The sequence below is a fragment of the Micromonospora sp. D75 genome (assembly GCF_018070405.1).
Lineage (GTDB): Bacteria > Actinomycetota > Actinomycetes > Mycobacteriales > Micromonosporaceae > Micromonospora > Micromonospora chalcea.
Genome location: NZ_JAGPXV010000015.1, coordinates 1 through 23,520, shown reverse-complemented (window position 1 = coordinate 23,520; position 23,520 = coordinate 1). Strand labels below are relative to the sequence as shown.

Below are 23,520 nucleotides of genomic sequence, written 5' to 3'. Positions count from 1 at the left end.
CGGTACGGGAGCGCACCTTGTCGGCGCACGTGGTCAGCACGGCGTGGGCGTCCAGGCCGAGGCTCTCGATGGCGACGAGCGCGGTGAACGCCACGTCGGCGAGTTCGGCGGCGACCTCCTCGCGGGTGTGCGTCACCCCCTTGCGCGGGTTCTGCCCGAGCATCCCGATCCAGGCGGCGGCGACCTCGCCGGCCTCCTCGCCGATCTTGAGGATGCGACAGGTCAGCTCGGTGTCGCCGCGGCCGTTCGCGGCGTCCAGCCAGGCGCGCGCGTCCCGCGCCGTTGTCCAGATGGTGGCGTCCACGGCGACCAGTGAACCTGATCGCGCAGACCGTTCGTATCCTGGGGCGACGCAGGCCAGCAGGTCTGCGGCCCAGGCGAGAGGAGGTGCCCGTGATGCCGGAGACCGTCGAGTCGGTGTTCGCCGGCGTGGTCGCCCGGAACCCGGGAGAGCCCGAGTTCCACCAGGCGGTCCGCGAGGTACTGGAGAGCATCGGTCCGGCCCTGGCCCGGCATCCCGAGTACGCCGAGGTGGTCGAGCGGATCTGCGAGCCCGAGCGGCAGGTCATCTTCCGGGTGCCGTGGGAGGACGACCAGGGCCGGGTACGGGTGAACCGCGGCTTCCGGGTGGAGTTCAACAGCGCGCTCGGCCCGTTCAAGGGCGGGCTGCGCTTCCACCCGTCGGTCTACCTGGGCATCGTGAAGTTCCTCGGCTTCGAGCAGATCTTCAAGAACGCGCTGACCGGCCTGGCGATCGGCGGCGGCAAGGGCGGCGCGGACTTCGACCCGAAGGGTCGCTCCGACCGCGAGGTGATGCGGTTCTGCCAGAGCTTCATGACCGAGCTGTACCGGCACATCGGCCCGCAGACCGACGTGCCGGCCGGGGACATCGGGGTGGGCGGCCGGGAGATCGGCTACCTGTTCGGGCAGTACAAGCGGATCACCAACCGGTACGACGCGGGCGTGCTCACCGGCAAGGGCCTGGCGTACGGGGGCGCGCAGGCGCGCCGGGAGGCGACCGGGTACGGCGCGGTGTTCTTCGCCGACGAGATGCTCCGGCAGGCGGGTGACAGCCTGGAGGGCAAGCGGGTGGTGGTGTCCGGCTCCGGCAACGTCGCCATCTACGCGATCGAGAAGGTGCACCAGCTCGGCGGCACGGTGGTGGCGTGCTCCGACTCCGGCGGCTACGTGGTCGACGAGAAGGGCATCGACCTGGCGCTGCTGCGGGAGCTGAAGGAGCAGCGCCGGGGACGGCTGGCCGAGTACGCCGAGCACGCGCGCAACGCCGTGGCGGTCCCGGACCGCAACGTCTGGGAGGTGCCCTGCGACCTGGCGCTGCCCTGCGCCACGCAGAACGAGATCGGCGGCGCGGAGGCCGCCGCGCTGGTGGCCGGCGGGTGTGTCGCGGTGGTGGAGGGGGCGAACATGCCCACCACGCCGGAGGCGGTGCGGATCCTCGGCCGGGCCGGGGTGCGGTTCGCGCCGGGCAAGGCGGCCAACGCCGGCGGCGTGGCGGTGAGCGGGCTGGAGATGCAGCAGAACGCCAGCCGCGACACGTGGACGTTCGGCGAGTCGGAGCAGCGGCTGCGCGAGATCATGCGGGACGTGCACGACCGGTGCTGGGCGACCGCGGAGGAGTTCGGCCTGCCCGGCGACTACGTGGCCGGCGCGAACATCCAGGGGTTCCGGCGGGTGGCCGAGGCGATGCTGGCGCACGGCCTGGTGTGAGCGGACGGCGGGACGGACGCTGACCGAGCGGTCGGTCAGTGATTGACAGCTCTCGACGCCCGGCCTAGGTTCAGGGCGCTACCGGTCGGTAGGCATCCGTCCCGCGTCGTCGCCCCCGTCCCGGGGTGGCACCCGTCCCCGGGGAGCAGCGATGCAGCCCTCACCCGTCCGCCGCCGGCTGCTCGCCGTCGGCGCTGCCCTCACGTTGACGCTCGGCCTCACCGGCGCGGCCCCCGCCGCCGCCACCGGCCGCGACGACGGCAGCGGCCCGCTGCCCGGCTACACCATCGTCAACCCGCCGCTGCCGCCACTTGTCGTCGGCGGCGCAGCCACCACCGTGCGGCAGGGCGTGCACGCCAACGCCGGGTACGTCATCGAGATCCCCAGGCGCTGGAACGGCGACCTCGTCATGTGGGCGCACGGCTACCGCGGCCAGGGCACCGAGCTGTCGCCGGAGCCGCCCGGCTTCGACCTGCGGCAGCGCCTGGTGACCCAGGGGTACGCGTGGGCGTCGTCGTCGTACGACCGCAACGGCTACGACGTGCGCTCCGGCGTGCGCAGCACCCGCGCCCTGGCCGATCTGTTCAGCCGTACCGTCCGGCGCCCGCACCGGGTGCTGATCGCCGGGGTGTCGATGGGCGGTCACGTCATCGGCCGCTCGCTGGAACAGTACCCGGGCTTCTACGCCGGGGCGCTGCCCATGTGCGGGGTGCTCGGCGACCAGGAGCTGTTCGACTTCTTCCTGGACTACAACCTGGTCGCGCAGGCCCTCGCAGGGGTGCGCGCGTACCCGACGCCGCCCGACTACCTGACCTCGGCGGTGCCCCGGATCCAGGTCACGCTCGGCCTGGCCGGACTGGCCCCGGGCGGCCCCGACACCACGAACGACCTGGGCAAGCAGCTGCGCGCGGTCACCGTGGAGCGCTCCGGCGGGCCGCGGCCGGGCGCCGACGCCGCGTTCGCGGTCTGGAAGGACTTCCTGTTCGGCATCGCGGTCAGCGAGGCGGACGGCTCCCCCGCCCGGCGGCCCGGCCAGCTCGCCACGAACCTGTTCACCAGGTACGCGCCGAACCAGCCGGTCGACCTGAACGCGACGGTGCAGCGGGTCGCGCCGGAGAACCTGCGCCAGCGGCTCTCGCCGAGTCTGACCGAGGTGCCCCGGATCGCCGGGCGGCCCACCGCGCCGGTGCTGAGCCTGCACGGCCTCGGTGACCTGTTCGTGCCGTTCGGCATGGAGCAGGCGTACGCCCGGGACGTGGCCCGGCACGGCCGGTCCCGGCTGCTGGTGCAGCGGGCCGTGCGTACCGCGCAGCACTGCGAGTTCAGCCCGGCCGAGGCCGGCGCCGCCTGGGACGACCTGACCCGCTGGGTCCGCACCGGCAAGCGCCCGGCCGGCGACGCGGTCACCGACCGGCGCGCGGTGGCGGCGCCGGACTTCGGCTGCCGGTTCAGCGACCAGGCCGCCCGGGCCGCCGGGGCCGGCACCCGCCCGCTCTATCCGCCCTGCCCGGCTCAGTCCTCCTCGCGGCCGTACCAGCCGCCGCGGTAGACGGTGCCCTGCCGGGCCGACTCCGGCGCCGATTCCGGCGTCGGCGCCGCCTCCGCCGCGAGGGCGCTCCGGCGCGAGCGGCGGACCCGGCTGACCACGAACCAGCAGAACCCGGCGATCACGGCCACGATCACGATCTTCTGGAACGTGCCCGCGTACGCCTCGACCACGTGCCACTGCTCGCCGAGGAAGTACCCGCCGAGCACGAACGTGGTGTTCCAGATCAGGCTGCCCAGCGCGGTGTAGAGCAGGAACACCGGCACCGGCATGCGTTCCACCCCGGCCGGAATGGAGATGAGACTGCGGAAGATCGGAATCATCCGGCCGAAGAACACCGCCTTGACGCCGTGGCGCAGGAACCACGCCTCGGTGCGGTCCACGTCCTCCAGCTTGATCAGCGGCAGCCGCTCGGCCAGGGCGCGCATCCGGTCCCGCCCGAGGGCCGCGCCGATGTAGTAGAGCGCCAGCGCGCCCACGATCGACCCGATCGTGGTCCAGACGATCGCACCGACCAGGCTCATCTTGCCCTGGCTCGCGGTGAAGCCGGCCAGCGGCAGGATCACCTCGCTGGGGATGGGCGGGAACAGGTTCTCCAGCGCCACCGCGAGGCCGGCGCCGGGACCGCCGAGCCGTTCCATCAGGCCGGTGACCCAGCCGGTCACTCCGTCACCGGACGGCTCTGCCGCCCGCGCGGCGCTCACCCGGGGGCCGGCGAGCAGCTGTGCGTTTCCGATCATCCGACCAACGTTACGGGGCGAAGCTGCGGACGACCACGCGTCATGGAAACCATTATCGTGTACGCCATGCGTACGCCGTTGCGGATCGCCGTCGCCCAGCCGCTCACCCCCTCCGGCGACGTCGCGGGCAACGCGGCACGGCACGCCGACGCCGTGCGCGCCGCCGCCGCCCGCGTGGTGGTCTTCCCCGAGATGTCACTGACCGGGTACGAACTGGACGCCGCGCCGCTGGACCCGGACGATCCCCGGCTCGCGCCGCTGCGCGCGGCGTGCGCCGAGACCGGGACGCTGGCGCTGGCCGGCGCGCCGGTGCCCGGACCGCACATCGGGGTGCTCGCGATCGACGCCGAGGGCGTGCGGGTGGCGTACCGGAAGATGTGCCTGGGTGGCGCGGAGCCGCAGCACATGCGGCCGGGCCGGGAGCCGGCGGTGCTCGATGTGGACGGCTGGCGGCTGGGCCTGGCGGTCTGCAAGGACACCGGCACGCCGGAGCACGCGGCGGCGACGGTGGCGCTCGGCGCGGACGCCTACCTGGCCGGGGTGCTGGAGTCGGCCGACGACGCGGCGGTGCCCGACGAACGCGCCCGCCGGGTCGCCGCCGCGCACGGCGTGTGGGTGGCGACGGCGAGTTTCGCCGGCTCGACCGGAGGCGGGTACGCGCGCGCCGCGGGTGGTTCGGGGATCTGGTCACCGGCGGGTGAGCCGGTGGCCCGGGCCGGTACGGACACCGGCGAGGTGGTCACCGCCACGCTGCGGTGACACTCAGCCCTCGTCGCCGCCGCGCAGCCGCTCGTAGCCGTCGAGCAGCTTGCGCAGCGCGGTGGCGGTGACCGGGTCGATCTTCTCGTCCTCGGCGGCGTCGTCGATCTTCTCGCGCAGATCCTCGACCCGCTTCTCCCGGTCCTTCGGCTTGCCCCGGTCCAGATCGGCGACCTTCTTGCGCAGGTCGTCGGCGACCTTGCGCTCGATCAGCCCGATCGACTCGGCCCGGTCGAGCAACTCGTCGAACCGGTCGCCGAGCTGCCGCAGCGTCACCGGTTCGGCCGCCGTCGACGGCGGCGCCGCGCTGCTCGGCTCGGGCGCGGGCGGCTCGGCGGCGCCGGTCGTGGGGCCAGTCGTGGGCGCGGCGGCCGGCGGGGCGCCGGAGCCGTCACCCCACACCAGCGAGCCGACCACCGCGAGCAGCAGCACCACGGCGCCGGCGACCAGCAGCCCGAACAGCCGGTTCGAGGAGACCGCCGGACGCGGCGGCGCGCCGGGACGCCCCGGCGCGACCGGGCGGGCCGTAGCGGCCGGAACCCGCTCGACCAGGGTGGGCGAATGCGTCACCGGCGCCACGGTGGGCAGGATCGCGGTCGGCGGATCCACCGGGCGGCCCGCGCCGAGCCGCTCGGCGAGCCGGGCCGCGCTCGGCCGCCGCGCCGGGTCCACGTCCAGGCAGGCCAGCACCAGGTCGGCGATCTCCGGTGGCAGGCCGGGCACCCGCGGCGGCGGCACCGGCGGCCGGTTGCGCCGCACCTCCAGCACGTCGTCCCAGCTGCGCACCGGCAGCGGGGCCCGGCCGGTGAGGCTGCGGTACAGCAGCACGCCGAGCGCGTACACGTCACCGGCCGGATGCGCCGGGCCCGGGTCGAGGCGTTCCGGGGCGAAGTAGGCGGGGGTGCCCATCAGCAGCACGCCGGTCTGCCCGGTGACCGGATGCGGGCCGGCGGGCGCGGCGATGCCGAAGTCGAGCACCTTCGCGCCGGTCTCGGTGAGCATCACGTTCGCCGGTTTGATGTCGCGGTGCACCACGCCGATGCGGTGCGCCGCGGCCAGCGCCCCGGCGACCTGCCCGGCCGTGCGGACCGCGTCCGGCCAGGCCAGCGGCCCGCCGGCCAGCCGGTCGGCGAGCGTCTGCCCCTCCACCAGCTCCATCACCAGGTACGGGACCACGACGCCGCCCGCAAGCGTCGCCTCGGCGTAGTCGTACACCTGGGTCACGTGCGGGTGGGTCAGCCGCGCCGCCGCGCGGGCCTCGCGCTGGATGACCGCGCGCAGTTGCGGGTCGGCGGCGAGCTGCCCGGCGAGGACCTTGACCGCGACGGGCCGGTGCAGCACCTCGTCGTCGGCGCGCCACACCTCGGACATCCCGCCGAGGCCGATGCGCTCACGCAGGACGTAGCGGTCGTGCAGGCGCAGGGCGGGCGTGAACGGCGACATAATTCACCAGGCTGCCATGCGCGGCACCAGCCGCACCAACCCGCGCCCCCGTTTCGTCCGTGTTCCGGCGTTCTTCCGCCCGAGTCAGGGCTTGCGGGCGACCCCGCCGTACATGCTGACGTCGACCACGGACGGCCGCGGCTCCGGCTCGCCGTCGGCGCGCCACTCGGCCACCGAGCAGATGCCCGGCTCGACCAGTTCGAGGCCGTCGAAGAAGCGTACGACCTCCTCCCGGCTGCGCAGGTTGATCACGCCGTGCGGGCCACCGCCCCGGGCCGCCGCCTTCGCCTCGGCGGCCACCTCCGCCGGAAGGTAGTCGTGGGTGGCGTGCGAGGCGGCCAGGTAACTGCCGGCGGGCAGCGCGTCGAGAAGCGTGTCGACCAGCGCGTACGGGTCTTCGCCGTCGGGCACGAAGTGCAGCACCGCCAGCAGCATCAACGCCACCGGCTGGGACAGGTCGAGCGTGCGGCGCAGGTCCGGGTGGGCCAGGATCCGCTCCGGGTCGCGCAGGTCCGCGTCGAGGTAGGCGGTGACGCCGTCGGCCGAACTGGTCAGCAACGCGCGGGCGTGGGCCAGCACGATCGGGTCGTTGTCGACGTACACCACCCGGGCGCGCGGGTCGATCGCCTGCGCCACCTCGTGGGTGTTGTCGGCGGTGGGTATGCCGGTGCCGATGTCCAGGAACTGCCGGATGCCCGCCTCACCCGCCAGGTGACGCACCGCGCGGCGCAGGAACCGCCGGTTCTCCAGCGCGCTGATCCGGATGGTCGGGAACCGGGCGGCCATCGCGTCGCCGGAGTCCCGGTCGGCCTGGAAGTTGTCCTTGCCACCGAGCCAGTAGTTGTACCGGCGGGCGGGGTGCGCCACTGTCGTGTCGATCCGGTCGCCGAGCGGCCCGGAAACGGGCGCCGTCCCTGCTGCGTCGCTGGTCAAGGCCACCTCCACGACTCGGGTCCCACCGTCCACTGTCTCCGGTGCGGATCATGGTACTGCCCAGCGCCGGCCCGGTCAGGCCGGGTACAGCTCGTCACGGAGGCGGGCCAGCAGCTCACGGGTGCGCTCCGGCGGCGCGGCCTCCACGCACAGCCGTTCCATCGCCTCGGCGTAGAACTCGAGGTCGTCGCGCTTGTCCAGGTAGATCGCGCTGGTCAGCTGCTCGATGTAGACGATGTCCGGCAGGTCCGCGTCGCCGAAGCGCAGGATGCTGAAGGCCCCGCTGGCCGCGGCGTGCCCGCCGGCGGAGAACGGGACGATCTGCAGCCGTACGTGCGGCGCGGCGGTCGCCTCGATCAGCGCGTCCAGCTGCTCGCGCATCACCGCGGCCCCGCCGATCGGGCGGCGCAGCGCCGCCTCGTCGAGCACCGCCCACAACTGCGGCGGGTTGCTGCGGCGCAGCAGCTCCTTGCGCTGCATCCGCAGCTCCACCCGCCGGTCCAGCTCCGCCGCCGACGCGCCGCGGTGCCCGAGCAGGATCACCTGCCGGGCGTACGCGGCGGTCTGCAGCAGCCCGGGCACGAACTGCACCTCGTACGTACGGATCAGCGCGGCGGCGGCCTCCAGCCCCAGGTACGCCTGGAACCACGCGGGGAGCACGTCACCGTAGCGGTGCCACCAGCCGGGGCTGTTCGCGTCCCGGGCGAGCTTGAGCAGCGACTCGCGCTCGCCGGCGTCGGTCACGCCGTAGAGCGTGAGCAGGTCGGCCACGTCGCGCTCCTTGAAGCCGACCCGGCCCAGCTCCATCCGGCTGATCTTCGACTCGGAGGAGCGGATCTCCCAGCCGGCCGTCTCCCGGCTGACCCCGGCCCTCTCACGGAGTCGCCGCAGCTGCCCACCGAGCAACATGCGCAGCACGGTGGGCCCGCTTGTCGGACCACCCTCGACGGGCACCGTCGCCACCTGACCGCCCTCGCATCCCGACTGCCCCGGCCGGGCGCCCCCCGGCCGACGAGTAAGCATGCCATGAACCGACAGTGAGGTGAACTCCTCCGGAGCGGTTAATCAGTCCCGTGTGCGGGACGGCGGGATCAGGTGGTCGAAGTCGCCGTCGCGCGCGCCGAGCACGAAGGCGGCGATCTCGTCCACTGTGTAGATCAGCGCCGGGCCCTCCGGGTGCCGGGAGTTTCGGACCGCGATTCCGGTGCCACCGGGCAGCTCGGCCAACTCGACGCAGTTGCCGCTGGGGTTGCTGCGACGACTCTTCGACCAGCGCATCGGGGGCAGCTCGGGCACGGGCACACCGTTCGGCGGTTGTTGCATGGGCGTCCTTCGGGATGAGCCAGCCGAGGCCGCGGGGAGGAGCGGTGGGTGGCGACGTCTGTCGACTGAGGAGTGAGATGCACGTGCATCTGCTATTGCATCTGCAATGGACGGAGAGCATGATAGCCGAAACGTACGGTGTGCCGGGTCGCTCACATTCGGTGACCCGAACCCGGCCTCCGGATGCCGCCGCGCGCGGCTAGGGGACTGCGGTGAGGAGGACGCGCGTGCCGGATCCGATGACCGTCGCCTCCGGCATATCCGCCGCGGGGGCCCTCATCTCGGCCTGGCAGTTGCGCCGCCGCGCCGTACGCGCCGAGGCCGAGATCGAGCTGCTCCAGGCCGAACTGGCCGCCGAACGGCACGCGGCCAGCCACGACCCGCTCACCGGCCTGCCCAACCGCCGCGCGTTCTTCCGGCTCGCAGCCACCCTGCTCACCGACCCGGCCGGCCAGCCACTGGTAGCGGTCGTGCTCGACCTGGACAACTTCAAGCAGGTGAACGACCGCTACGGGCACGCCGCCGGCGACCAGGTGCTGATCAGCGTCGCGCAGCGGCTCGCCGCGTTCGCCGGCAACAACCTGGTGGCCCGCCTCGGCGGCGACGAGTTCGCGGGCCTGCTGGCCAGCCCCACGGCCGACCGCCGGTGGATCGAGCACGCCACGCGGCGGCTCTGCGAGGCGCTCGCCGCGCCCATCCCGCTGGGCGCGCGCAGCATCCAGGTCACCGCCTCGGTCGGGCTCGCGCCGGTGCACTGCCCGACGCAGCTCACCGACGCGCTGTGCCGCGCCGACGCCGCCATGTACGAGGCGAAGACGCTCGGCGCGGCCCGCCCGACCCGGCAGCTCGTCGCGGAGTACTGACCGGCCCGGTCAGCGCCAGCCGTAGCCGGCGCGCAGCGCCTGCCCGACCCGGTCGAACCGTGGCCGGTCCAGCACCGCGCCCTCGCGGCGGATGCTGTCCTCGCGCATGGTGAGCACCCGGTCCAGGCGCACCCAGGAGGGCCGGTTGTCCCGGTCCCACTCCCCCGGGCCGAGCGCCAGCCAGTGCCGCTGGCCGTCCCGGTCGCTCTGGCTGGACAGCATCAGCCCGAACAAGGTGCGGCTGTGCCGTCCGACCACCAGCACCGGGCGGTCCTTGCCCTGGCGGGGGTCGTCCTCGTAGGGCACCCACGTCCAGACGATCTCGCCCGGGTCGGCCTGGCCGTCCGGCTCCGGCGCGTACGACAACTCGCGGCGCTGCAGCGCGTTGACCTGGCGGCGGCGCGCGACCTGAGCCGGGATCGGCGCGCCCGTGCGGGGCGGGGCGGGCACGGCCCGGGTGATCCGGCCGAGCCGCGACGCCACGTTCTTCAACAGACCTGCCACGGCGGGCAGCCTATCGGCCGGGGTACGACCGCCCGGGAATCGGGTCGCCCGGTCGGGTGGACGGTGCCGTGCGGGATGCCCCTGTTAATAGGGGGCCCCTCTACTACCGGAGGCGTTAATAAGGGGCCCTTCCTTACGCTGGGGGCGTGCGGCTACCCGATGATCTGCCGGTGTTCGAGCGCAGCGCGGTACGGCTGGTGGTGCTCGACGCCACCGACCACCTGCTGCTGTTCCACACCCGCGACCCGGACCACCCCGACCTCGGCGTGTGGTGGGAGCTGCCCGGCGGCGGGCTGGACCCGGGCGAGACCTACCGGGAGGCGGCGGTCCGCGAATTGCGCGAGGAGACCGGCATCGCGATCGGTCCGGACGAGGTGGGCGCGCCGACGTGGCGGCGGCGGGCCAGCTTCCGGCACCGGCAGCGCCGCCACCTCCAGGACGAGGTGATCGTGGCGGTACGGCTGTCCGGCCCCGGACCGGACGTGGACGAGGCGCTGCGGCTGGACTACGAGGTGGAGGACTACTTCGGGTTCCGCTGGTGGCCGCTGGCCGAGGTGCTCGCCGATCGGCCGCGCTGCTATCCCGGGCGGCTGCCCGAACTGCTGCCCGCGTTCCTGGCCGGCGAGGAGATCGACGAGCCGTTCGAGCTGTGGTCCTGAGCGCGGGCGTGCCACCCGGCGCGTGAGCGGGCAGAGTGGAGCCGTGACTCCCCTGCACGCACCACTGGCCCGTTACGCCGAGCGGCTGCACCGCGCCGCCGGCGACACCCACCACGTCGCCTCGCCGCTGGGCGCGTGGCTGCTGCTGGCGCTGACCGGCCCGGCCGCCACCGGCGAGACCCGGGCGGCGCTGGCCGAGGCGCTCGACGCCGACCCGGACGACGCCGCCGCGGAGGCCCGGGCGCTGCTCGGCGCGCCGCACCCGATGGTCGCCGCGGCCACCGGGCTGTGGGAGCGCGCTCCGGCGCCGGAGCTGGCCGCGTGGCGGGCCGCGCTGCCGGAGAACGCCGAACGCGGCCCGCTGCCCGACCAGGCCACGCTGGACGGCTGGGCCCGGGAGCGTACCGGCGGGCTGATCGACAGCTTCCCCGTCGACGTCACCCCGGACACGCTGCTGCTCCTGGCCAACGCGCTGGCCACCCGCGTGTCGTGGGCCGATCCGTTCGACACCGCCCCCGGCGCGGAGCTGGGCGCGGGCAGCGCCTGGTCGGGCCGGCTGAGCCGGGTGCTGCGTACGCCGCCGTTCGGGCACCGGTGCTGGGTGGCGGCCACCGACCGGGCCGGTGACGTGGCGGCGCACGCGGTGCCGGCCCGCACCGGCGACGACGGCGCCGGAATGCTCGTGGTGTCGGTGGCCGCCGCGCCCGACGTGCCGGCCGTCGACGTGCTGGCCGCCGCGCAGGAGCTGGCGAGCGCCGCCGCGCTCCTGCCGGACGCCATGCCGGGCCGCCGGTCGCTGTTCGACCTGCCGCTGGGCGAGACGCCGCTGTGGACGCTGCGGGAGGAGCCGACCCGGACGTACGCGGACGACGGCCGGGAGGAACGCGCCACCGCGGTGCTGCCCTGCTGGTCGGCGCAAAGCCGCCACGACCTGGCCACGCCCGGGTTCGGCTTCGACGCGGCGGCGCGGGCGCTCGGCGAGCTGCTGGGCCTGACCGGGCCGGGGTTCGACGCCGCGCAGTCCGCGGTGGCCCGGTTCGGCCGCTACGGCTTCGAGGCCGCCGCGGTGACCGCGTTCGGCCGGGCGACAGCGCTGCCGCCGGAGGGGGTCGCCCGCGTCGCGGAGCTGCGCTTCGGTCACCCGTACGCGGTGGTCGCGGTGACCACCGACCCGGCCGGCGGCCCGTGGCACGCGCTGCCTGTCTACTCCGCCTGGGTGGCCGACCCGGAGGAGCTGCCCGCCGACGAGGCCGGATAGGCGGGAAGCGCGCTCGCGAGCTGGTCCAGTCCCAGCGAGCCGAGTTCCAGCGCCCGGTTGTGGAACGCGCGCCGGTCGCCGGGGAACGCCGCGCGTCCGTCCCGCCACACCCGCTCCCCCACCTTGTAGGTGAGCGCCTGCCCGGGCCGGCCCAGGTACCGGGCCACTTCCAGTGGCGCGTACGGGCCCTGGTGGCAGCGGTCGCGCAGCAGGTCCAGCGCGGCCTGCGGCGTCCACGGCGTGCTGCCCGACGGCTCCGGCAGCTTCAGGTGCAGGCCGATGTCGAGCACCACCCGGGCCGCCCGCAGCAACTGCATGAACAGGTGGCCCAGCCGGGCGCCCGGCTGCTCGTAGAGTCCGAGTTCGTCCATCAGCCCTTCGGCGTACAGGGCCCAGCCCTCCTGGGCGCCGGAGAGCCCGCCGAGCAGGTTCAGCCGCTGCCCGGGGCCGCCCCGGCACGCCTCCGAGCCGAGGTGCAGGTGGTGGCCGGGGACGCCCTCGTGGTACGCGGTGCTGTACGCCCACCAGGTCGGGAAGCGCTCCTGACCGTCGGGCAGCAGCCACGAGACCCGGCCCGGCCGGGTCAGGTCCCGCGACGGCGCGATGTAGGCGGTGCCGCCCGACGTGGTGACCCGGGACTCGATGCGGCGCAGCGGCGCGGGGATGTCGAAGTGCGTGCCGTGCATCCGCTCGGTGGTGGCCTCCAGCAGCTCCTGGAGCCAGGCGGCGAACTCGTCCCGGCTGCGCAGCACACCTGGCGCGTCGGGGCGGTCGAGCCGTTGAAGCACCTCGGGCACGGCGCCACCCAGGGCTCTCGCCTCCGCGACCAGGTCCGCCTCGATGGCGGTGAACTCGTCCCAGCCCCACTCGTACAGCTCGCGCAGGTCCGGTTCCGTGCCGAGGAAGGTCCGCACCCAGAGGGCGTACCGCGCCGGGCCGAACGCCTCGTCGTCGCGCGCGAGCGGCGCGAGGTCCGCGGTGAGCGTCGTGGCAAACCTCCGGTACGCCTCCCGCGCGTCCCGCGCCGCCGCCTGCAACGACGCGCGCTGCGGCCCGTCGCCGTAGCGCTGCACGAGCGCCGTGTCCTCGTCGATCCAGGTGCGGCAGCGCTGCGTCACCAGGTCCACCTGGCGTCGTGTGGGCAGGTGACCGCGTTCGGCGGCGACCAGCAGGCTGGCGGCGTACCCGTCCAGGGATGCCGGGATCGCGGCCTGGCGCGCGCCGACGCGGGCCCAGCCGTCCTCGTAGGCCGCGTCCCCGGCGTCGCGGCCCGGGACCGCTGATTCGACGCACTGGCGGATGAGCTGGAGCGGGCCGGTGGCCGCGACGTGCAGTTCCCGCAGGTCCTCCCCGGCGGCGTGGAAGGCGATCCGGGCGCGCAGCCGCTCGGCGAGGTGCTCGTGCAGCGGGCTCGTGGCGGGCAGCGCCTCGATCCGGCGCAGGGCGCGCGCGGCGAGATCGGCGCGGGCCTGGTGACCCTCCGGGCTGTAGTCGGTGAGCCCGTCGACGTCCTGCTCACCGGCCTCGACCACCGCCACACACGGATCGAGGCGCCCCATCTCCCGCAGCAGCGTGTCGGTGACGTCCTCGCCCATCGCACCGATGCTACCCCCGGTGATCAAGGAGTTCGTGCCGGCCGGAACGCCCGGAAAGGACACGAACTCCTTGATCAACCGGATGGGAGGCGAGGTCAGACCGAGACGAGCTCCTTCTTCTCCGCCTTGGCGGCCAGACGCTTCTCACGCTCCTGGGCGCCGATCAGGTCGTCCGGCAGGGAATCCTCCACCTCGATGTCGAAGCGGCGCAGCAGCCGGATCGCGAACCCGCCGAGCGTGACCAGGACCAGCGCCGCGCCGAAACAGATGTACGCGAACCCGATGCCCCGGCCCGGTCCGGTGCCGATCACCGCGCCCACCGTGCCGGCCAGCGCTCCGCCCGGCGCGAGCATCGGCTCGAACAGCGCGGTGGCGCCCGGCGCCAGCAGCGCGAACCCGATCGGCAGCGTGGACCAGGAGATGGTCTGGTTGAGGCTGAACACCCGGCCGTGGAAGCGCTGCGGCACCTTCACCTGGACGATCGTCGCGTAGATCGACTGCGCGGTGGTCATCGACATGGCCAGCCAGCAGAACCCGACGCAGATCATCGCCACCGAGGCGTCCAGGCCGATCAGCATGCAGCCGATCGCGGTGCCCAGGTTGCCGATCAGCACGCCGATCATGCGGCGCTTGCGCGGCCCGCCCCACAGCGACATGAGGATGCCGCCGAGCACCGCGCCGACCGCCTCGGCCAGCGCGACCTGGGCGACCTGGGTGGGGCTGCCGAACGACAGCACCAACGGGGTGATCAGCACCAGCGCGGGCGCCAGGAAGATGTTGCCCAGCGCGAAGTAGCCGAGCATCAGCCGGAATCCGCGGTGCCGCCAGGAGTAGCGCATGCCGTTGGCGATGGCCACCAGCAGCCGCTCCCGGGGCCGCCAGCCGAGCGCGTCCGGGAAGCGGACCACGGCGAGCGTGAGCACCGCGAGCACGTAGCTGGCCACGTCGACGAGCAGGATGCCCTTCAGGTCGATGGTGGCGAGCAGGCCGGCCGCGAACGCCGGCATGAGCAGCGTGGCCACACCGGTGGACAGCTGGGTGATGCCCATGGCGTGCCCGAGGTAGCGCTTGGGCACCAGCTGCGGCACCGCCGACTGGAACGCGATCCGCTGGAACGATCCGGCCACCGAACTCAGCGCCACCAGCAGGTAGATGTGCCAGAGCACCAGGTTGTCGGTCCACAGCAGGCTGGCCAGCACCAGCTGGATGGAGCCGGCGAAGCAGCTGGCCGTCATCATGATCCGGCGGCGGCTGACCCGGTCCACCAGCGCGCCGGCGACCGGCAGCATGAGCACGCCGCAGATCAGCGCCAGCGCCCACAGCAGACCGAGGTCGGCCACCGAGCCGGTGCGGTTGAACAGCCAGATCGGCAGCGCGAACGCGGTCAGCGCGGAGCCGGTGCTGGAGACGAGCTGCCCGACCGTGATGGCCAGGAAGCGGCCCATGCTCGGCTTGACCGCGGTGCTGGCCTTGCGGGTCACGCCCACGCGCAGCGTGTCCGCCACCGCCCAGCCGGCGTCCTCACCCCGCGCCTGCGGGCTCAGCGCGCCGATGTCACCGGCGACCACCGCCGGGTGCGCCTGCGTGACGATCTCGGCCAGTTCCTCGGCACGGTACTTGAGGAAGAAGTGACCTGCTTGGTCGAGCACGACCAGCCCGAGCGTGTCGCTGAGGAACTGCCACTCGGTGTACCGCTCGCGGTAGTAGTCGGTGACCGGGTCCTCGGAGCCGACCACCGAGATGATCGGCGCGCGCAGCTTCGTCGCCTGCTTGTCCAGCAGCCGGGTGAAGTACTCCTCCGAGGCGCGGGAGTCGGCCCGCATGTTGCTGATGATCCGGTCGGCCTGCTCCGGGTCCAGCTCGTCGGTGTCCACGCCCATCGACTTGAGCCAGCTCGCGTAGTGCTTGTTGCTGCGCAGTTGCTCCAGCTTGTTGCGGGCCGCCGAGAAGACGCCCTTGGGGCGGGCGAACGGGAACATCGCGCCGATGTAGACGGCTTCCAGGTCCCGGCCGGACGCCTCGACCTTGCGGGCCACCTCGGCGACGATCGCGCTGCCCACGCCGCAGTGGCCGTACAGGGCGATCGGTCCCTCGACCCGCTCCAGGATCTCGTCGGCGACCCGGCTGGTCAGCTCCTCGAACGGCAGCGCGTCCTCGGTGAGGCCGACGTCGTGGCCGGGGATGGCCAGCGACCACAGCCCGTACCCGGCCGGCAGCGCGTCGGCCAGCGGCTGGTAGACGATGGCGCTGCCGCCGCCGTACGGCACGCAGACGTACGTCAGCACCCGCTTGCCCGCCGGGATCGGCTTGGTCAGCTCGTAGAGCAGCCGGCGCGGCCCCTCCTGGGCGGCGTCGCCGGAGATGAACGCGGCCAGGTCGCGGATGGTGCGCTGCTGGAACAGGTCCATCACGCCGACCGCCCGGCCGCCCAGCTCCGCCTTGCGGATCTTCGCGACCACCTGGGTGGCGAGCATCGAGTGCCCGCCCAGGTCGAAGAAGTCGTCGTCGATGCCGAGCGTGTCCACGCCGAGCACCTCGGACCAGATCGCGGCCAGCGCCCGCTCGGTGTCGTCGCGCGGCTCGACCAGCGCCACCGACGCCTCGCGGGTGACCACCGGCGCGGGCAGCGCCTTGCGGTCCAGCTTGCCGTTCGGGGTCAGCGGCAGCGCGTCGAGCGTGACGAACGCGGCCGGCACCATGTACTCGGGCAGCGTGTCCTTCAGCGCCGCCTTCAGCGCGGCGTGCTCGGCCGCCCCCACCAGGTACGCGGTGAGCCGCTTGTCGCCCGGGCTGTCCTCCCGGACGATCACCGTGGCCTCGGTGACGCCCGGCTGCTCGCGCAGCGCGCTCTCGATCTCGCCCAGCTCGATGCGCAGGCCGCGCAGCTTGACCTGGTGGTCGATGCGGCCCAGGAACTCGATCACCCCGGCGCCGTCCGGGCCGATCACCCAGCGGGCGAGGTCACCGGTGCGGTAGAGGCGGGCGCCCGGTTCGGCGGAGAACGGGTCGGGGACGAACTTCTCCGCGGTCAGCGCCGGCCGGCGGTGGTAGCCGCGGGCCAGCCCGACACCGCCGATGTGCAGCTCACCGGCCACCCCGACCGGGCACTGCGCGCCGGACGGGTCGAGCACGTGCAGCCGCAGGTTGGCGATCGGCGCGCCGATCGGCACGCTCGTCACCTGCGCCAGCCGGTCCGGCTCGCACGCCCAGGCGGTCACGTCGATGGCCGCCTCGGTCGGGCCGTACAGGTTGTGCAGGCCGCACCAGGGCAGCCGGGCGGTGAAGTCGGCCGCCGAGGCCAGCGGCAGCTCCTCGCCGGAGCAGATCACCCGGCGCAGCGCGGTGGCCGCCTCCACGCCGTCCTCGGCGAGGAAGACGGTGAGCATCGACGGTACGAAGTGGGCGGTGGTGATCCGCTCGGACACCAGCAGGTCACGCAGGTAGCCGGCGTCCTTGTGACCGCCCGGCTTGGCCAGCACCAGGCGCGCGCCGGTGCGCAGCGGCCAGAAGAACTCCCACACCGACACGTCGAAGCTCGCCGGGGTCTTCTGGAGCACCGCGTCGTCGGCGCCGAGGCGGTACGTCTTCTGCATCCAGTCGAGCCGGTTGACGATGCCCCGGTGCGTGTTCGGCACACCCTTCGGGCGGCCGGTGGAGCCGGAGGTGTAGATGACGTACGCCAGGTGCTCCGGCCCGGCGGCCGGCGCCGGGTCGGTGTCGGGCTGACCGCTCCACACGGTGGCGTCGTCCAGTTCGAGCACCGTGGCGCCGGTGTCGGGCAGCACGTCGCGCAGGTGCGACTGGACCAGCACCACCGGCGCGTCCGCGTCGCCGACCATGAACGCGAGCCGGTCGGCCGGGTACTCCGGGTCCAGCGGCAGGTACGCGCCGCCGGCCTTGAGCACGCCGAGCAGCCCGGCGACCAGTTCCACCGAGCGTTCCGCGCAGACCCCGACCAGGGTCTCCGGGCCGACGCCGGCCGCGCGCAGCCGGTGCGCGACGCGGTTGGCCTGCGCGTTCAGCTCGGCGTACGTGCGGCTGTGCCCGTCGATGGTGACCGCCACCGCGTCCGGGGTGGCCGCGGCGCGCTCCTCGATCGGGCCGTGCAGCGTCTCGGCGCGCGGGAAGTCCGCGCTGGTGTCGTTCCAGGCGGCCAGCAGCTCCCGCTCGGCGGCGGGCAGCAGCGGCAGCCGGGAGACCGGGGTGTCCGGCGCGGCGACGACCGCGTCCAGCAGCGCGGTCCATCGCTGCGCCATCCGCTCCACGGTGGCCCGGTCGAACAGGTCGGTGTTGAAGACCAGCTTGCCCCAGAGCCCGTCGACGGTCTCGACCGCGTGCAGCTCGAAGTCGAACCGGGTGGCCCGCAACTCCATCGGGGTCCAGGTGAACGTGACCTCGTCGGTACGGGACACGCCGGTGAACCGGCCCATCTCGTAGTTCTGCAGCACGAACATGGCCTGGAACACCGGGGAGCGGCTGACGTCGCGCGGCAGGCCCAGCTCGTGCACGACCTTGGCGAACGGCACCTCGGCGTGCTCGAAACCGTCCAGCACGGTGCGGCGGGTGCGCTCCAGCAGCTCGGCGAAGGTCGGGTCGCCGGCCAGGTCGGCGCGCAGCGGCAGCATGTTGATGAACATGCCGACGAGGTTCTCCAGCTCCGGCGCGGACCGTCCGGCGACCGACGCGCCGATGGCGAAGTCGTCCTGCCCGGAGTGCCGGGCCAGCAGCACCTGGTACGCGGCGAGCAACGTCATGAACAGCGTGCCGCCGCTGTCGCGGGTGAGCGTGTTGAGCGCCTCGGTGGCGGCCGGGTCGAGCTGGAACTCGACGAAGTCGCCCCGGTAGGTCTGGGTGGCCGGGCGGGGCCGGTCCAGCGGCAGTTCCAGCGGGGTGATGCCGGCCAGCCGCTGCTTCCAGTAGTCGACGTGCGCCCGCGCCTGCGTGCCGTCCAGCTCCTGGGCCTCCCAGACGGCGAAGTCGCCGTACTGGATCGGCAGGGCGGGCGGCTCGCCGCCCCGGTAGAGCGTGATCAGGTCACGCAGCAGCACGTCCACCGACCAGCCGTCGCCGACGATGTGGTGCTGGGCCAGGAACAGCACGTGGTCGTCGGCGGCGAGCCGGATCAGCAGGGCCCGCAGCAGCGGCCCCTCGGCGAGGTCGAACGGCTCGGCCGCCGCCGCCTCGACCAGCACCTGCGCGGCGGCCTCGTCGGGCGCGTCCACCACCGTCAGCGGCACGTCCGCGGTGTCCGCGATCACCACCGTGGGGCGGCCGTCGGCGTCGGCCGGGAAGCGGGTGCGCTGCGACTCGTGCCGGTCCGCGAGCGCGGTCAGGGCGGCGCGCAGCGCGTCCACGTCGAGCGGTCCGCGCACCCGCAGCGGCACCGCGATGTGGTACGCCGCCTCGCCCGGGGCGAGCTGGTCCATGAACCAGACCCGCTCCTGGGCGTAGGACAGCGGCACCTCGGCGCCGGCCGGGCGGGGGGTGATCCGGGCCGCGGTTGCGGTCTGGCGGGCGCGTAGCCGTCGGGCGATCAGCGCCTGCCGGGCCGCCTCGCGGGCCGGATCCTTCAGGTCGGTCATCAGTTGGTTCCCTCTTCCGCCGCGAGCAGCGCGGCGACCTCGGTGTCGGAGAGGCCGTCGAGCTCGGCGGCGATCCGCTGTTCGATCTGGGCGGCCAGGTCCGCCACCACGGGGCTGCTGAACAGCGCCCGCATGGGCAGCTCCACGTCCACCTCGGCGCGGATGCGGGCCATCGCCCGCATGCCGCGCAGCGAGTTGCCACCGAGGGCGAAGAAGTCGTCGTGGGCGCCGACCTTCTCCACCTGGAGGATGTCGGCGTACACCTCGGCGACCAGGGCCTCGGCCTCGGTGCGGGGCGCGACGTAGCTGTCCTGCGCCGTCTCGGCCGTCGCCGGGGCGGGCAGCGCGGCGCGGTCCAGCTTGCCGTTCGGGGTCAGCGGCAGCGCGTCCAGCCGGACCAGGGCGGCCGGCACCAGGTGCGCCGGCAGCTCGCGGGCCAGTTCGGCGCGGACCGAGTCCTCGTGGGCCGGCCCCACCAGGTAGCCGACGAGCATCGGCTCGCCGCCGTCGGCGCGGACCGCCGCGGCGGCGGCCCGTACGTCCGGGTGGGCCAGCAGCGCCGCCTCGACCTCGCCCAGCTCGATCCGCATGCCGCGCACCTTGACCTGGTCGTCGCGGCGGCCCAGGTAGTCCAGCGTGCCGTCGGCGCGCCAGCGTGCCAGGTCGCCGGTGGCGTACATCCGGGCGCCGGGCGGGCCGTACGGGCAGGGCAGGAACCGCTCGGCGGTCAGGCCGGGCCGCTCGTGGTAGCCGCGGGCGAGCTGCGTGCCGGTGACGTACAGCTCCCCCACCACGCCCGGCGGCACCGGGCGCAGCGCGGTGTCGAGCAGCAGTGCCCGGGTGTTCCAGGTGGGCGTGCCGATCGGCACCGGGCCGGACCCGACCGGCTCGCCGGGGGCGATGCGGGCCGCGACGCAGCCCACAGTGGCCTCGGTCGGGCCGTACTCGTTGATCACCGCCACGTCGGGGTGCGCGGCCCGCCAGGCGGCGAGCTGCTCACCGGTCAGCGCCTCGCCGCCGATGACCAGGTCGGTCGTCGGTGACAGCTCGCCGTCGAGCAGCGGCAGGTGGCTCGGCGTGACCTTGAGGAAGGTCGGCCGCCCACCGGCGCGGGCGGCGGGCTCGTCGATCGCGGCGAGCCGTACCGTGCCGCCGGCGGTGAGCGTGCCGAGCAGGCCGGTGACGGTGAGGTCGAACGAGACCGGCGAGTGCAGCAGCGCCACCCCGGAAAGCCCCGGGTAGGTGGCCCGGGCCCAGGCCAGGTACGCGGTCACCGCCCGGTGCTCGACCACCACGCCCTTGGGCCGGCCGGTGGAGCCGGAGGTGTAGAGCACGTACGCGGGATGTTCGGGGCGCAGCGGGGCGACCCGGTCGGCGTCGGTGAGGTCGTCGCCGGGCTGGTCGGAGCCGACCTCGCCGTCGAGCACCAGCGCGTCGCCGGGCACCAGGGCGGCGGTGTCCGGGTCGGCCACCACCAGCGCGGGCGCGGCGTCGGTGAGCAGGTACGCGATCCGCCCGGCCGGGTACGTGGTGTCCACCGGCACGTACGCGGCGCCGGCCTTCAGCACGGCGAGCATCGCCACGACGAGGTCGCAGGAGCGGGGCAGGGCCAGCGCGACCCGGGTCTCCGGGCCGGCCCCGCGCGCCACCAGCAGCCGGGCCAGCCGGTTCGCGGCGGTGTTCAGCTCGGCGTAGCGCAGCGTCGCGCCGTCGCAGACCAGCGCCGGCTCGTCCGGGGTGGCGGCGGCCTGCCGCTGCACCTCGTCGACCACAGTGCTCGCCGGCACGTCGTGGGCGGTGTCGTTCCAGGCGCCCAGCACCAGGTCATGTTCGTCGTCGGTGAGCAGCGGCAGCGCGGCGACGGTGCGCTGCGGCTCGGCGACGGCGGCGGCGAGCAGCCGCACGTAGCGGCGCACCACCGCCTCGGCGGTCTCCCGGTCGAACAGCTCGGTCCGGTAGACCAGGCGGCACTCCCCGGTGGTGATGTCGAAGGCCAGGTCGTCCTTCGTGGTGCCCAGCTCCACCGGGTCGAGGCCGGAGTCCGGGATCCAGTTCAGGGCGGTCTGGAAGATCGGCTGCACCGACGGGTCCCGCTGCGGGTCGACCGCCTCGACGATCTTCTGGAACGGCGCCTGGCCGTGCTCCATGGCGTCGATCAGGCCGTTGCGGATCCGGCCGAGCAGCGCCGCGAACGCCGGGTCGCCGGAGACGTCGCAGCGCAGCGCCACCGGGTTGACGAACATGCCGATCAGCGGCGCCAGCTCCGGGTTGTCGCGGCCCGCGGTGGCCACCCCCACCACCACGTCGGTGTCGCCGGAGATCCGCGACAGCAGCGCCGCGAAACCGGCCAGCAGCACCATGTACGGGGTGGCCTGCGCGCCGGTGGCCAGCGTGCCGATCCGGTCCAGCAGCCCGTCGGGCAGCGTGAAGCGCACCTCGTCACCGGCGAACCCGAGCTGGCCCGGACGGGGCCGGTCCAGCGGCAGGCCGATCACCGGCGGCGCTCCGGCCAGGTGGCCGGTCCAGAAGGCGAGCTGCCGGTCCAGTTCCTCGCCGGTGAGCTGCTGGCGCTGCCAGACCGCGAAGTCGGCGTACTGGATAGGCAGCTCGGGCACGGCGGGCTCGGCGCCGGTGCGCGCGGCCTCGCAGAACGCGACCAGTTCGTGGTGGAACAGCACCGCCGAGTGGCTGTCGAAGACGGCGTGGTGCGCCACGAACGCCAGCGCGAGCCCGTCCTCCATGCGGATCAGCCGGGCCCGCCACAGCGGCGCGGCGTCCATCGGGATCGGGGCGCGCGCCATCTCGCCGCGGATCCGCTCGAACTCGCCGCGCTGCTCACCGGCGGGCAGATGGGTGACGTCGGTGACGGGCAGCGGCGCCGGTTCGTGGGCGCGCACGACCTGCACCAGCGCGCCGTCGTCGACCCGCAGGTGGGTACGCAGCGCCTCGTGCCGGGCGATCACCCGGTTGACCACGTCGCCGGCCGTCTCGGCGTCCACGTCGGCGGGGAACATCCACGGGAAGGAGACGTTGAACACCGGCGACCCGGCGTCGAGCTGGTTGGCCATCCACACCCGCTCCTGGGCGTAGGAGGCCGGGAACGTCCACTCCTGGGTCATGAGAGGGCCTCGCGCACCGAGCGGGGACGCATGTCGGTCCAGACCTCGTCCACGTGGGCCAGGCACTCCTCGCGGCTGCCGGCGAAGCCGGTGTCGTGCCAGCCGGCGGGCAGCTCGCGGTCGGCCGACCAGATCGAGTACTGCTCCTCGTCGTTGCGGACGACCAGGAATCGGGATTCGGCCATGTCAGTTCGCTCCTGCGGTGTCGGGGGTGTGCGGCTCGGCCATCGCCACGGCGATCTTGCGGGGGCCGGTGAACGGCTCCCGGCCGTGCGCGGCGGTCATGTTGTCCACCACCAGCACGTCGTCGCGCTGGTAGTCGAAGCGGACCGTGGCCGCCCGGTAGGCGGCGCGCAGGTGGTCCATCACGTCGGCGGGGATCTCGCCGCCGTCGCCGTAGTAGGTGTTCGACGGCAGCCCGTCGGCGCCGAACATGGCCAGCAGCCCTTCCTGGTAGTCGGCCGGCAGCGTGCTCAGGTGGAAGAAGGTGGCGTGGTTGAACCAGCGCGGGGTGTCCGAGCCCGGCCGGTGGTGCACCACGTCCCGGACCGCGCGGGTACGCAGGCCGTCCTTGCCGACCCATTCCACGGTGATCCCGTTGTCCGCCGCGTACGCCTCCACCTCGGCGCGGCTCTCGGTGTTGAACACCTCCTGCCAGCGGGTACCGAAGTCGCCGTGGAAGTTGCGCACCAGCATCCAGCGGCGGCGGACGAACTCCTCGCGGACCGCCGGGTCGATCAGCTCGTACACCCGGCGCACGTCGGCCAGCGGCGTGGCGCCCTGGCTGTCCGGCGGCGTGACGCAGTAGAAGAACAGCGTCAGCGGCCAGCGCGCCTGGTACGAGTTCTCGTTGTGCAGGAAGATCTCCTCGTCCGGCGGGTAGTCGGTCGAGGTGTAGACCCGGCCCTTGATGGAGTGCCGGGGCGAGGAGCGCTCGGTGTAGGTCAGCGGCTCGCCGGCCAGCGCCCGTACGGCCTGGTCGAAGCCGTCCACGCCACCCACGTCGAAGCCGCGGAACAGCAGCCCTCCGCTGGCGACGAGGGTGTCCCGCAGCTCGGCGCGCCGGGCGGCGATGAGGTCGGTCAGCGGCCGGCCGTCGTTCTCGACGACCACCGGCAGCGTCGCGGTTGTCTCGCTCATGGTGCGGTGTCTCCTTGTTCCGTCGGATGTCAGCCGCGGGGCAGCCGCGGGATGGCCGGGATCGCCGCCGGGACGGCCGGTTGGTCGGCGGGCGCCTCAGCGCGCAGCTCCTCGATCCGGGCGGCCAGGCCGGCCACCGTGGGGGTCTCGAAGAGGCTGCGCATCGGCAGCCGCACCCCGGTCGCCTTGCGCATGGCGGCGATCAGCTGCACGGCGACCAGCGAGTTGCCGCCGAGGGCGAAGAAGTCGTCGTCCACGCCGATGTCGGTGACGCCGAGACCGTCGCGCCACACCTGGGCGATGGTCTTCTCCAGCTCGGTGCCCGGTG

At 73.9% G+C, this 23,520-nt stretch carries 19 protein-coding genes; 6 read left to right on the top strand and 13 right to left on the bottom strand.

Annotation, left to right across the window (positions count from 1 at the left end; translation table 11 throughout):
* Positions 1 to 304, bottom strand: a 304-nt coding sequence (locus KBX39_RS02170; protein WP_210868931.1) for a MazG-like family protein, incomplete at its 3' end; no start/stop codon positions are given.
* Positions 305 to 396: 92 nt separating this feature from the next.
* Between KBX39_RS02170 and gdhA the strand changes: the two genes are divergently transcribed.
* Together gdhA and KBX39_RS02160 are read left to right on the top strand one after the other, a co-directional pair.
* On the top strand, positions 397 to 1,728 hold the full coding sequence (gdhA, locus tag KBX39_RS02165; protein WP_210868929.1) for an NADP-specific glutamate dehydrogenase: 1,332 nt from the start codon (positions 397 to 399) through the stop codon (positions 1,726 to 1,728).
* 151 nt (positions 1,729 to 1,879) lie between these two features.
* Positions 1,880 to 3,277 (top strand): S9 family peptidase, encoded by a 1,398-nt coding sequence (locus tag KBX39_RS02160; RefSeq protein WP_210868927.1) that lies wholly within the window; start codon positions 1,880 to 1,882, stop codon positions 3,275 to 3,277.
* Here KBX39_RS02160 and KBX39_RS02155 read toward each other — a convergent pair.
* The gene (locus tag KBX39_RS02155; protein ID WP_210868926.1) at positions 3,241 to 4,014 is read right to left on the bottom strand and encodes a DedA family protein; all 774 of its coding nucleotides are present in this window, start codon (positions 4,012 to 4,014) and stop codon (positions 3,241 to 3,243) included. The genes KBX39_RS02160 and KBX39_RS02155 overlap by 37 nt on opposite strands.
* Positions 4,015 to 4,080: 66 nt before the next feature.
* Between KBX39_RS02155 and KBX39_RS02150 the strand changes: the two genes are divergently transcribed.
* Positions 4,081 to 4,773: a carbon-nitrogen hydrolase family protein gene (locus KBX39_RS02150; protein WP_210868924.1), complete on the top strand. Its 693-nt coding sequence runs from the start codon at positions 4,081 to 4,083 to the stop codon at positions 4,771 to 4,773.
* A gap of 3 nt (positions 4,774 to 4,776) precedes the next feature.
* On the opposite strand, the gene KBX39_RS02145 is transcribed toward KBX39_RS02150, so the two are convergent.
* The 4 genes from KBX39_RS02145 to KBX39_RS02130 form a co-directional block, all read right to left on the bottom strand.
* A complete protein-coding gene (locus tag KBX39_RS02145; protein ID WP_069088203.1) occupies positions 4,777 to 6,216 on the bottom strand; it encodes a serine/threonine-protein kinase in 1,440 nt (479 codons plus the stop codon).
* An 84-nt stretch (positions 6,217 to 6,300) separates the two neighbouring features.
* On the bottom strand, positions 6,301 to 7,149 hold the full coding sequence (locus KBX39_RS02140; protein ID WP_064446517.1) for an SAM-dependent methyltransferase: 849 nt from the start codon (positions 7,147 to 7,149) through the stop codon (positions 6,301 to 6,303).
* Between the two features lie 75 nt (positions 7,150 to 7,224).
* Complete coding sequence (locus KBX39_RS02135) at positions 7,225 to 8,112, bottom strand: helix-turn-helix transcriptional regulator (RefSeq protein ID WP_043324606.1); 888 nt, start codon at positions 8,110 to 8,112, stop codon at positions 7,225 to 7,227.
* Between the two features lie 102 nt (positions 8,113 to 8,214).
* Positions 8,215 to 8,472, bottom strand: a complete 258-nt coding sequence (locus tag KBX39_RS02130; RefSeq protein ID WP_030502645.1) for a DUF397 domain-containing protein — start codon at positions 8,470 to 8,472, stop codon at positions 8,215 to 8,217.
* A gap of 227 nt (positions 8,473 to 8,699) precedes the next feature.
* On the opposite strand from KBX39_RS02130, the gene KBX39_RS02125 reads away from it, so the two are divergent.
* A complete protein-coding gene (locus KBX39_RS02125) occupies positions 8,700 to 9,335 on the top strand; it encodes a GGDEF domain-containing protein (RefSeq protein ID WP_043324610.1) in 636 nt (211 codons plus the stop codon).
* Positions 9,336 to 9,344: 9 nt separating this feature from the next.
* Here the strand turns inward: KBX39_RS02125 and KBX39_RS02120 are convergent, their stop codons facing one another.
* Positions 9,345 to 9,839: a type II toxin-antitoxin system PemK/MazF family toxin gene (locus KBX39_RS02120; RefSeq protein ID WP_069088202.1), complete on the bottom strand. Its 495-nt coding sequence runs from the start codon at positions 9,837 to 9,839 to the stop codon at positions 9,345 to 9,347.
* A 146-nt stretch (positions 9,840 to 9,985) separates the two neighbouring features.
* Here KBX39_RS02120 and KBX39_RS02115 point away from each other — a divergent pair, with 146 nt between their 5' ends.
* Together KBX39_RS02115 and KBX39_RS02110 are read left to right on the top strand one after the other, a co-directional pair.
* Complete coding sequence (locus KBX39_RS02115; RefSeq protein WP_210868922.1) at positions 9,986 to 10,498, top strand: NUDIX hydrolase; 513 nt, start codon at positions 9,986 to 9,988, stop codon at positions 10,496 to 10,498.
* Positions 10,499 to 10,541: 43 nt separating this feature from the next.
* Entirely contained in the window at positions 10,542 to 11,756 is a 1,215-nt protein-coding gene (locus KBX39_RS02110; protein WP_210868920.1) for a hypothetical protein, read from the top strand.
* Here KBX39_RS02110 and KBX39_RS02105 read toward each other — a convergent pair.
* The 6 genes from KBX39_RS02105 to KBX39_RS02080 all read right to left on the bottom strand — a co-directional run.
* On the bottom strand, positions 11,702 to 13,351 hold the full coding sequence (locus KBX39_RS02105; RefSeq protein ID WP_210868918.1) for a DUF885 domain-containing protein: 1,650 nt from the start codon (positions 13,349 to 13,351) through the stop codon (positions 11,702 to 11,704). The genes KBX39_RS02110 and KBX39_RS02105 overlap by 55 nt on opposite strands.
* A gap of 95 nt (positions 13,352 to 13,446) precedes the next feature.
* A complete protein-coding gene (locus tag KBX39_RS02100; RefSeq protein WP_210868916.1) occupies positions 13,447 to 18,933 on the bottom strand; it encodes a non-ribosomal peptide synthetase/MFS transporter in 5,487 nt (1,828 codons plus the stop codon).
* A complete protein-coding gene (locus KBX39_RS02095) occupies positions 18,933 to 22,052 on the bottom strand; it encodes a non-ribosomal peptide synthetase (RefSeq protein ID WP_210868914.1) in 3,120 nt (1,039 codons plus the stop codon). Before KBX39_RS02095 ends, KBX39_RS02100 begins: the two co-directional genes overlap by 1 nt.
* Positions 22,049 to 22,237 carry an MbtH family NRPS accessory protein gene (locus tag KBX39_RS02090; RefSeq protein WP_043324625.1) on the bottom strand — a complete coding sequence of 63 codons (189 nt, stop codon included), beginning with the start codon at positions 22,235 to 22,237 and terminating at the stop codon, positions 22,049 to 22,051. Before KBX39_RS02090 ends, KBX39_RS02095 begins: the two co-directional genes overlap by 4 nt.
* Before the next feature lies 1 nt (position 22,238).
* Complete coding sequence (locus tag KBX39_RS02085; RefSeq protein WP_104114545.1) at positions 22,239 to 23,192, bottom strand: TauD/TfdA family dioxygenase; 954 nt, start codon at positions 23,190 to 23,192, stop codon at positions 22,239 to 22,241.
* A gap of 29 nt (positions 23,193 to 23,221) precedes the next feature.
* Positions 23,222 to 23,520, bottom strand: a 299-nt coding sequence (locus tag KBX39_RS02080; protein ID WP_210868912.1) for a phosphopantetheine-binding protein, incomplete at its 5' end; no start/stop codon positions are given.

Excerpts from the sequence above, each read along its gene's own strand:
- KBX39_RS02100 (WP_210868916.1), bottom strand. The coding sequence starts at position 18,933 with ATGACCGACCTGAAGGATCCGGCCCGCGAGGCGGCCCGGCAGGCGCTG.
- KBX39_RS02155 (WP_210868926.1), bottom strand. The coding sequence starts at position 4,014 with ATGATCGGAAACGCACAGCTGCTCGCCGGCCCCCGGGTGAGCGCCGCG.
- gdhA (WP_210868929.1), top strand. The coding sequence starts at position 397 with ATGCCGGAGACCGTCGAGTCGGTGTTCGCCGGCGTGGTCGCCCGGAAC.
- KBX39_RS02145 (WP_069088203.1), bottom strand. The coding sequence starts at position 6,216 with ATGTCGCCGTTCACGCCCGCCCTGCGCCTGCACGACCGCTACGTCCTG.
- KBX39_RS02085 (WP_104114545.1), bottom strand. The coding sequence starts at position 23,192 with ATGAGCGAGACAACCGCGACGCTGCCGGTGGTCGTCGAGAACGACGGC.
- KBX39_RS02130 (WP_030502645.1), bottom strand. The coding sequence starts at position 8,472 with ATGCAACAACCGCCGAACGGTGTGCCCGTGCCCGAGCTGCCCCCGATG.
- KBX39_RS02095 (WP_210868914.1), bottom strand. The coding sequence starts at position 22,052 with ATGACCCAGGAGTGGACGTTCCCGGCCTCCTACGCCCAGGAGCGGGTG.
- KBX39_RS02105 (WP_210868918.1), bottom strand. The coding sequence starts at position 13,351 with ATGGGCGAGGACGTCACCGACACGCTGCTGCGGGAGATGGGGCGCCTC.
- KBX39_RS02150 (WP_210868924.1), top strand. The coding sequence starts at position 4,081 with ATGCGTACGCCGTTGCGGATCGCCGTCGCCCAGCCGCTCACCCCCTCC.
- KBX39_RS02160 (WP_210868927.1), top strand. The coding sequence starts at position 1,880 with ATGCAGCCCTCACCCGTCCGCCGCCGGCTGCTCGCCGTCGGCGCTGCC.
- KBX39_RS02090 (WP_043324625.1), bottom strand. The coding sequence starts at position 22,237 with ATGGCCGAATCCCGATTCCTGGTCGTCCGCAACGACGAGGAGCAGTAC.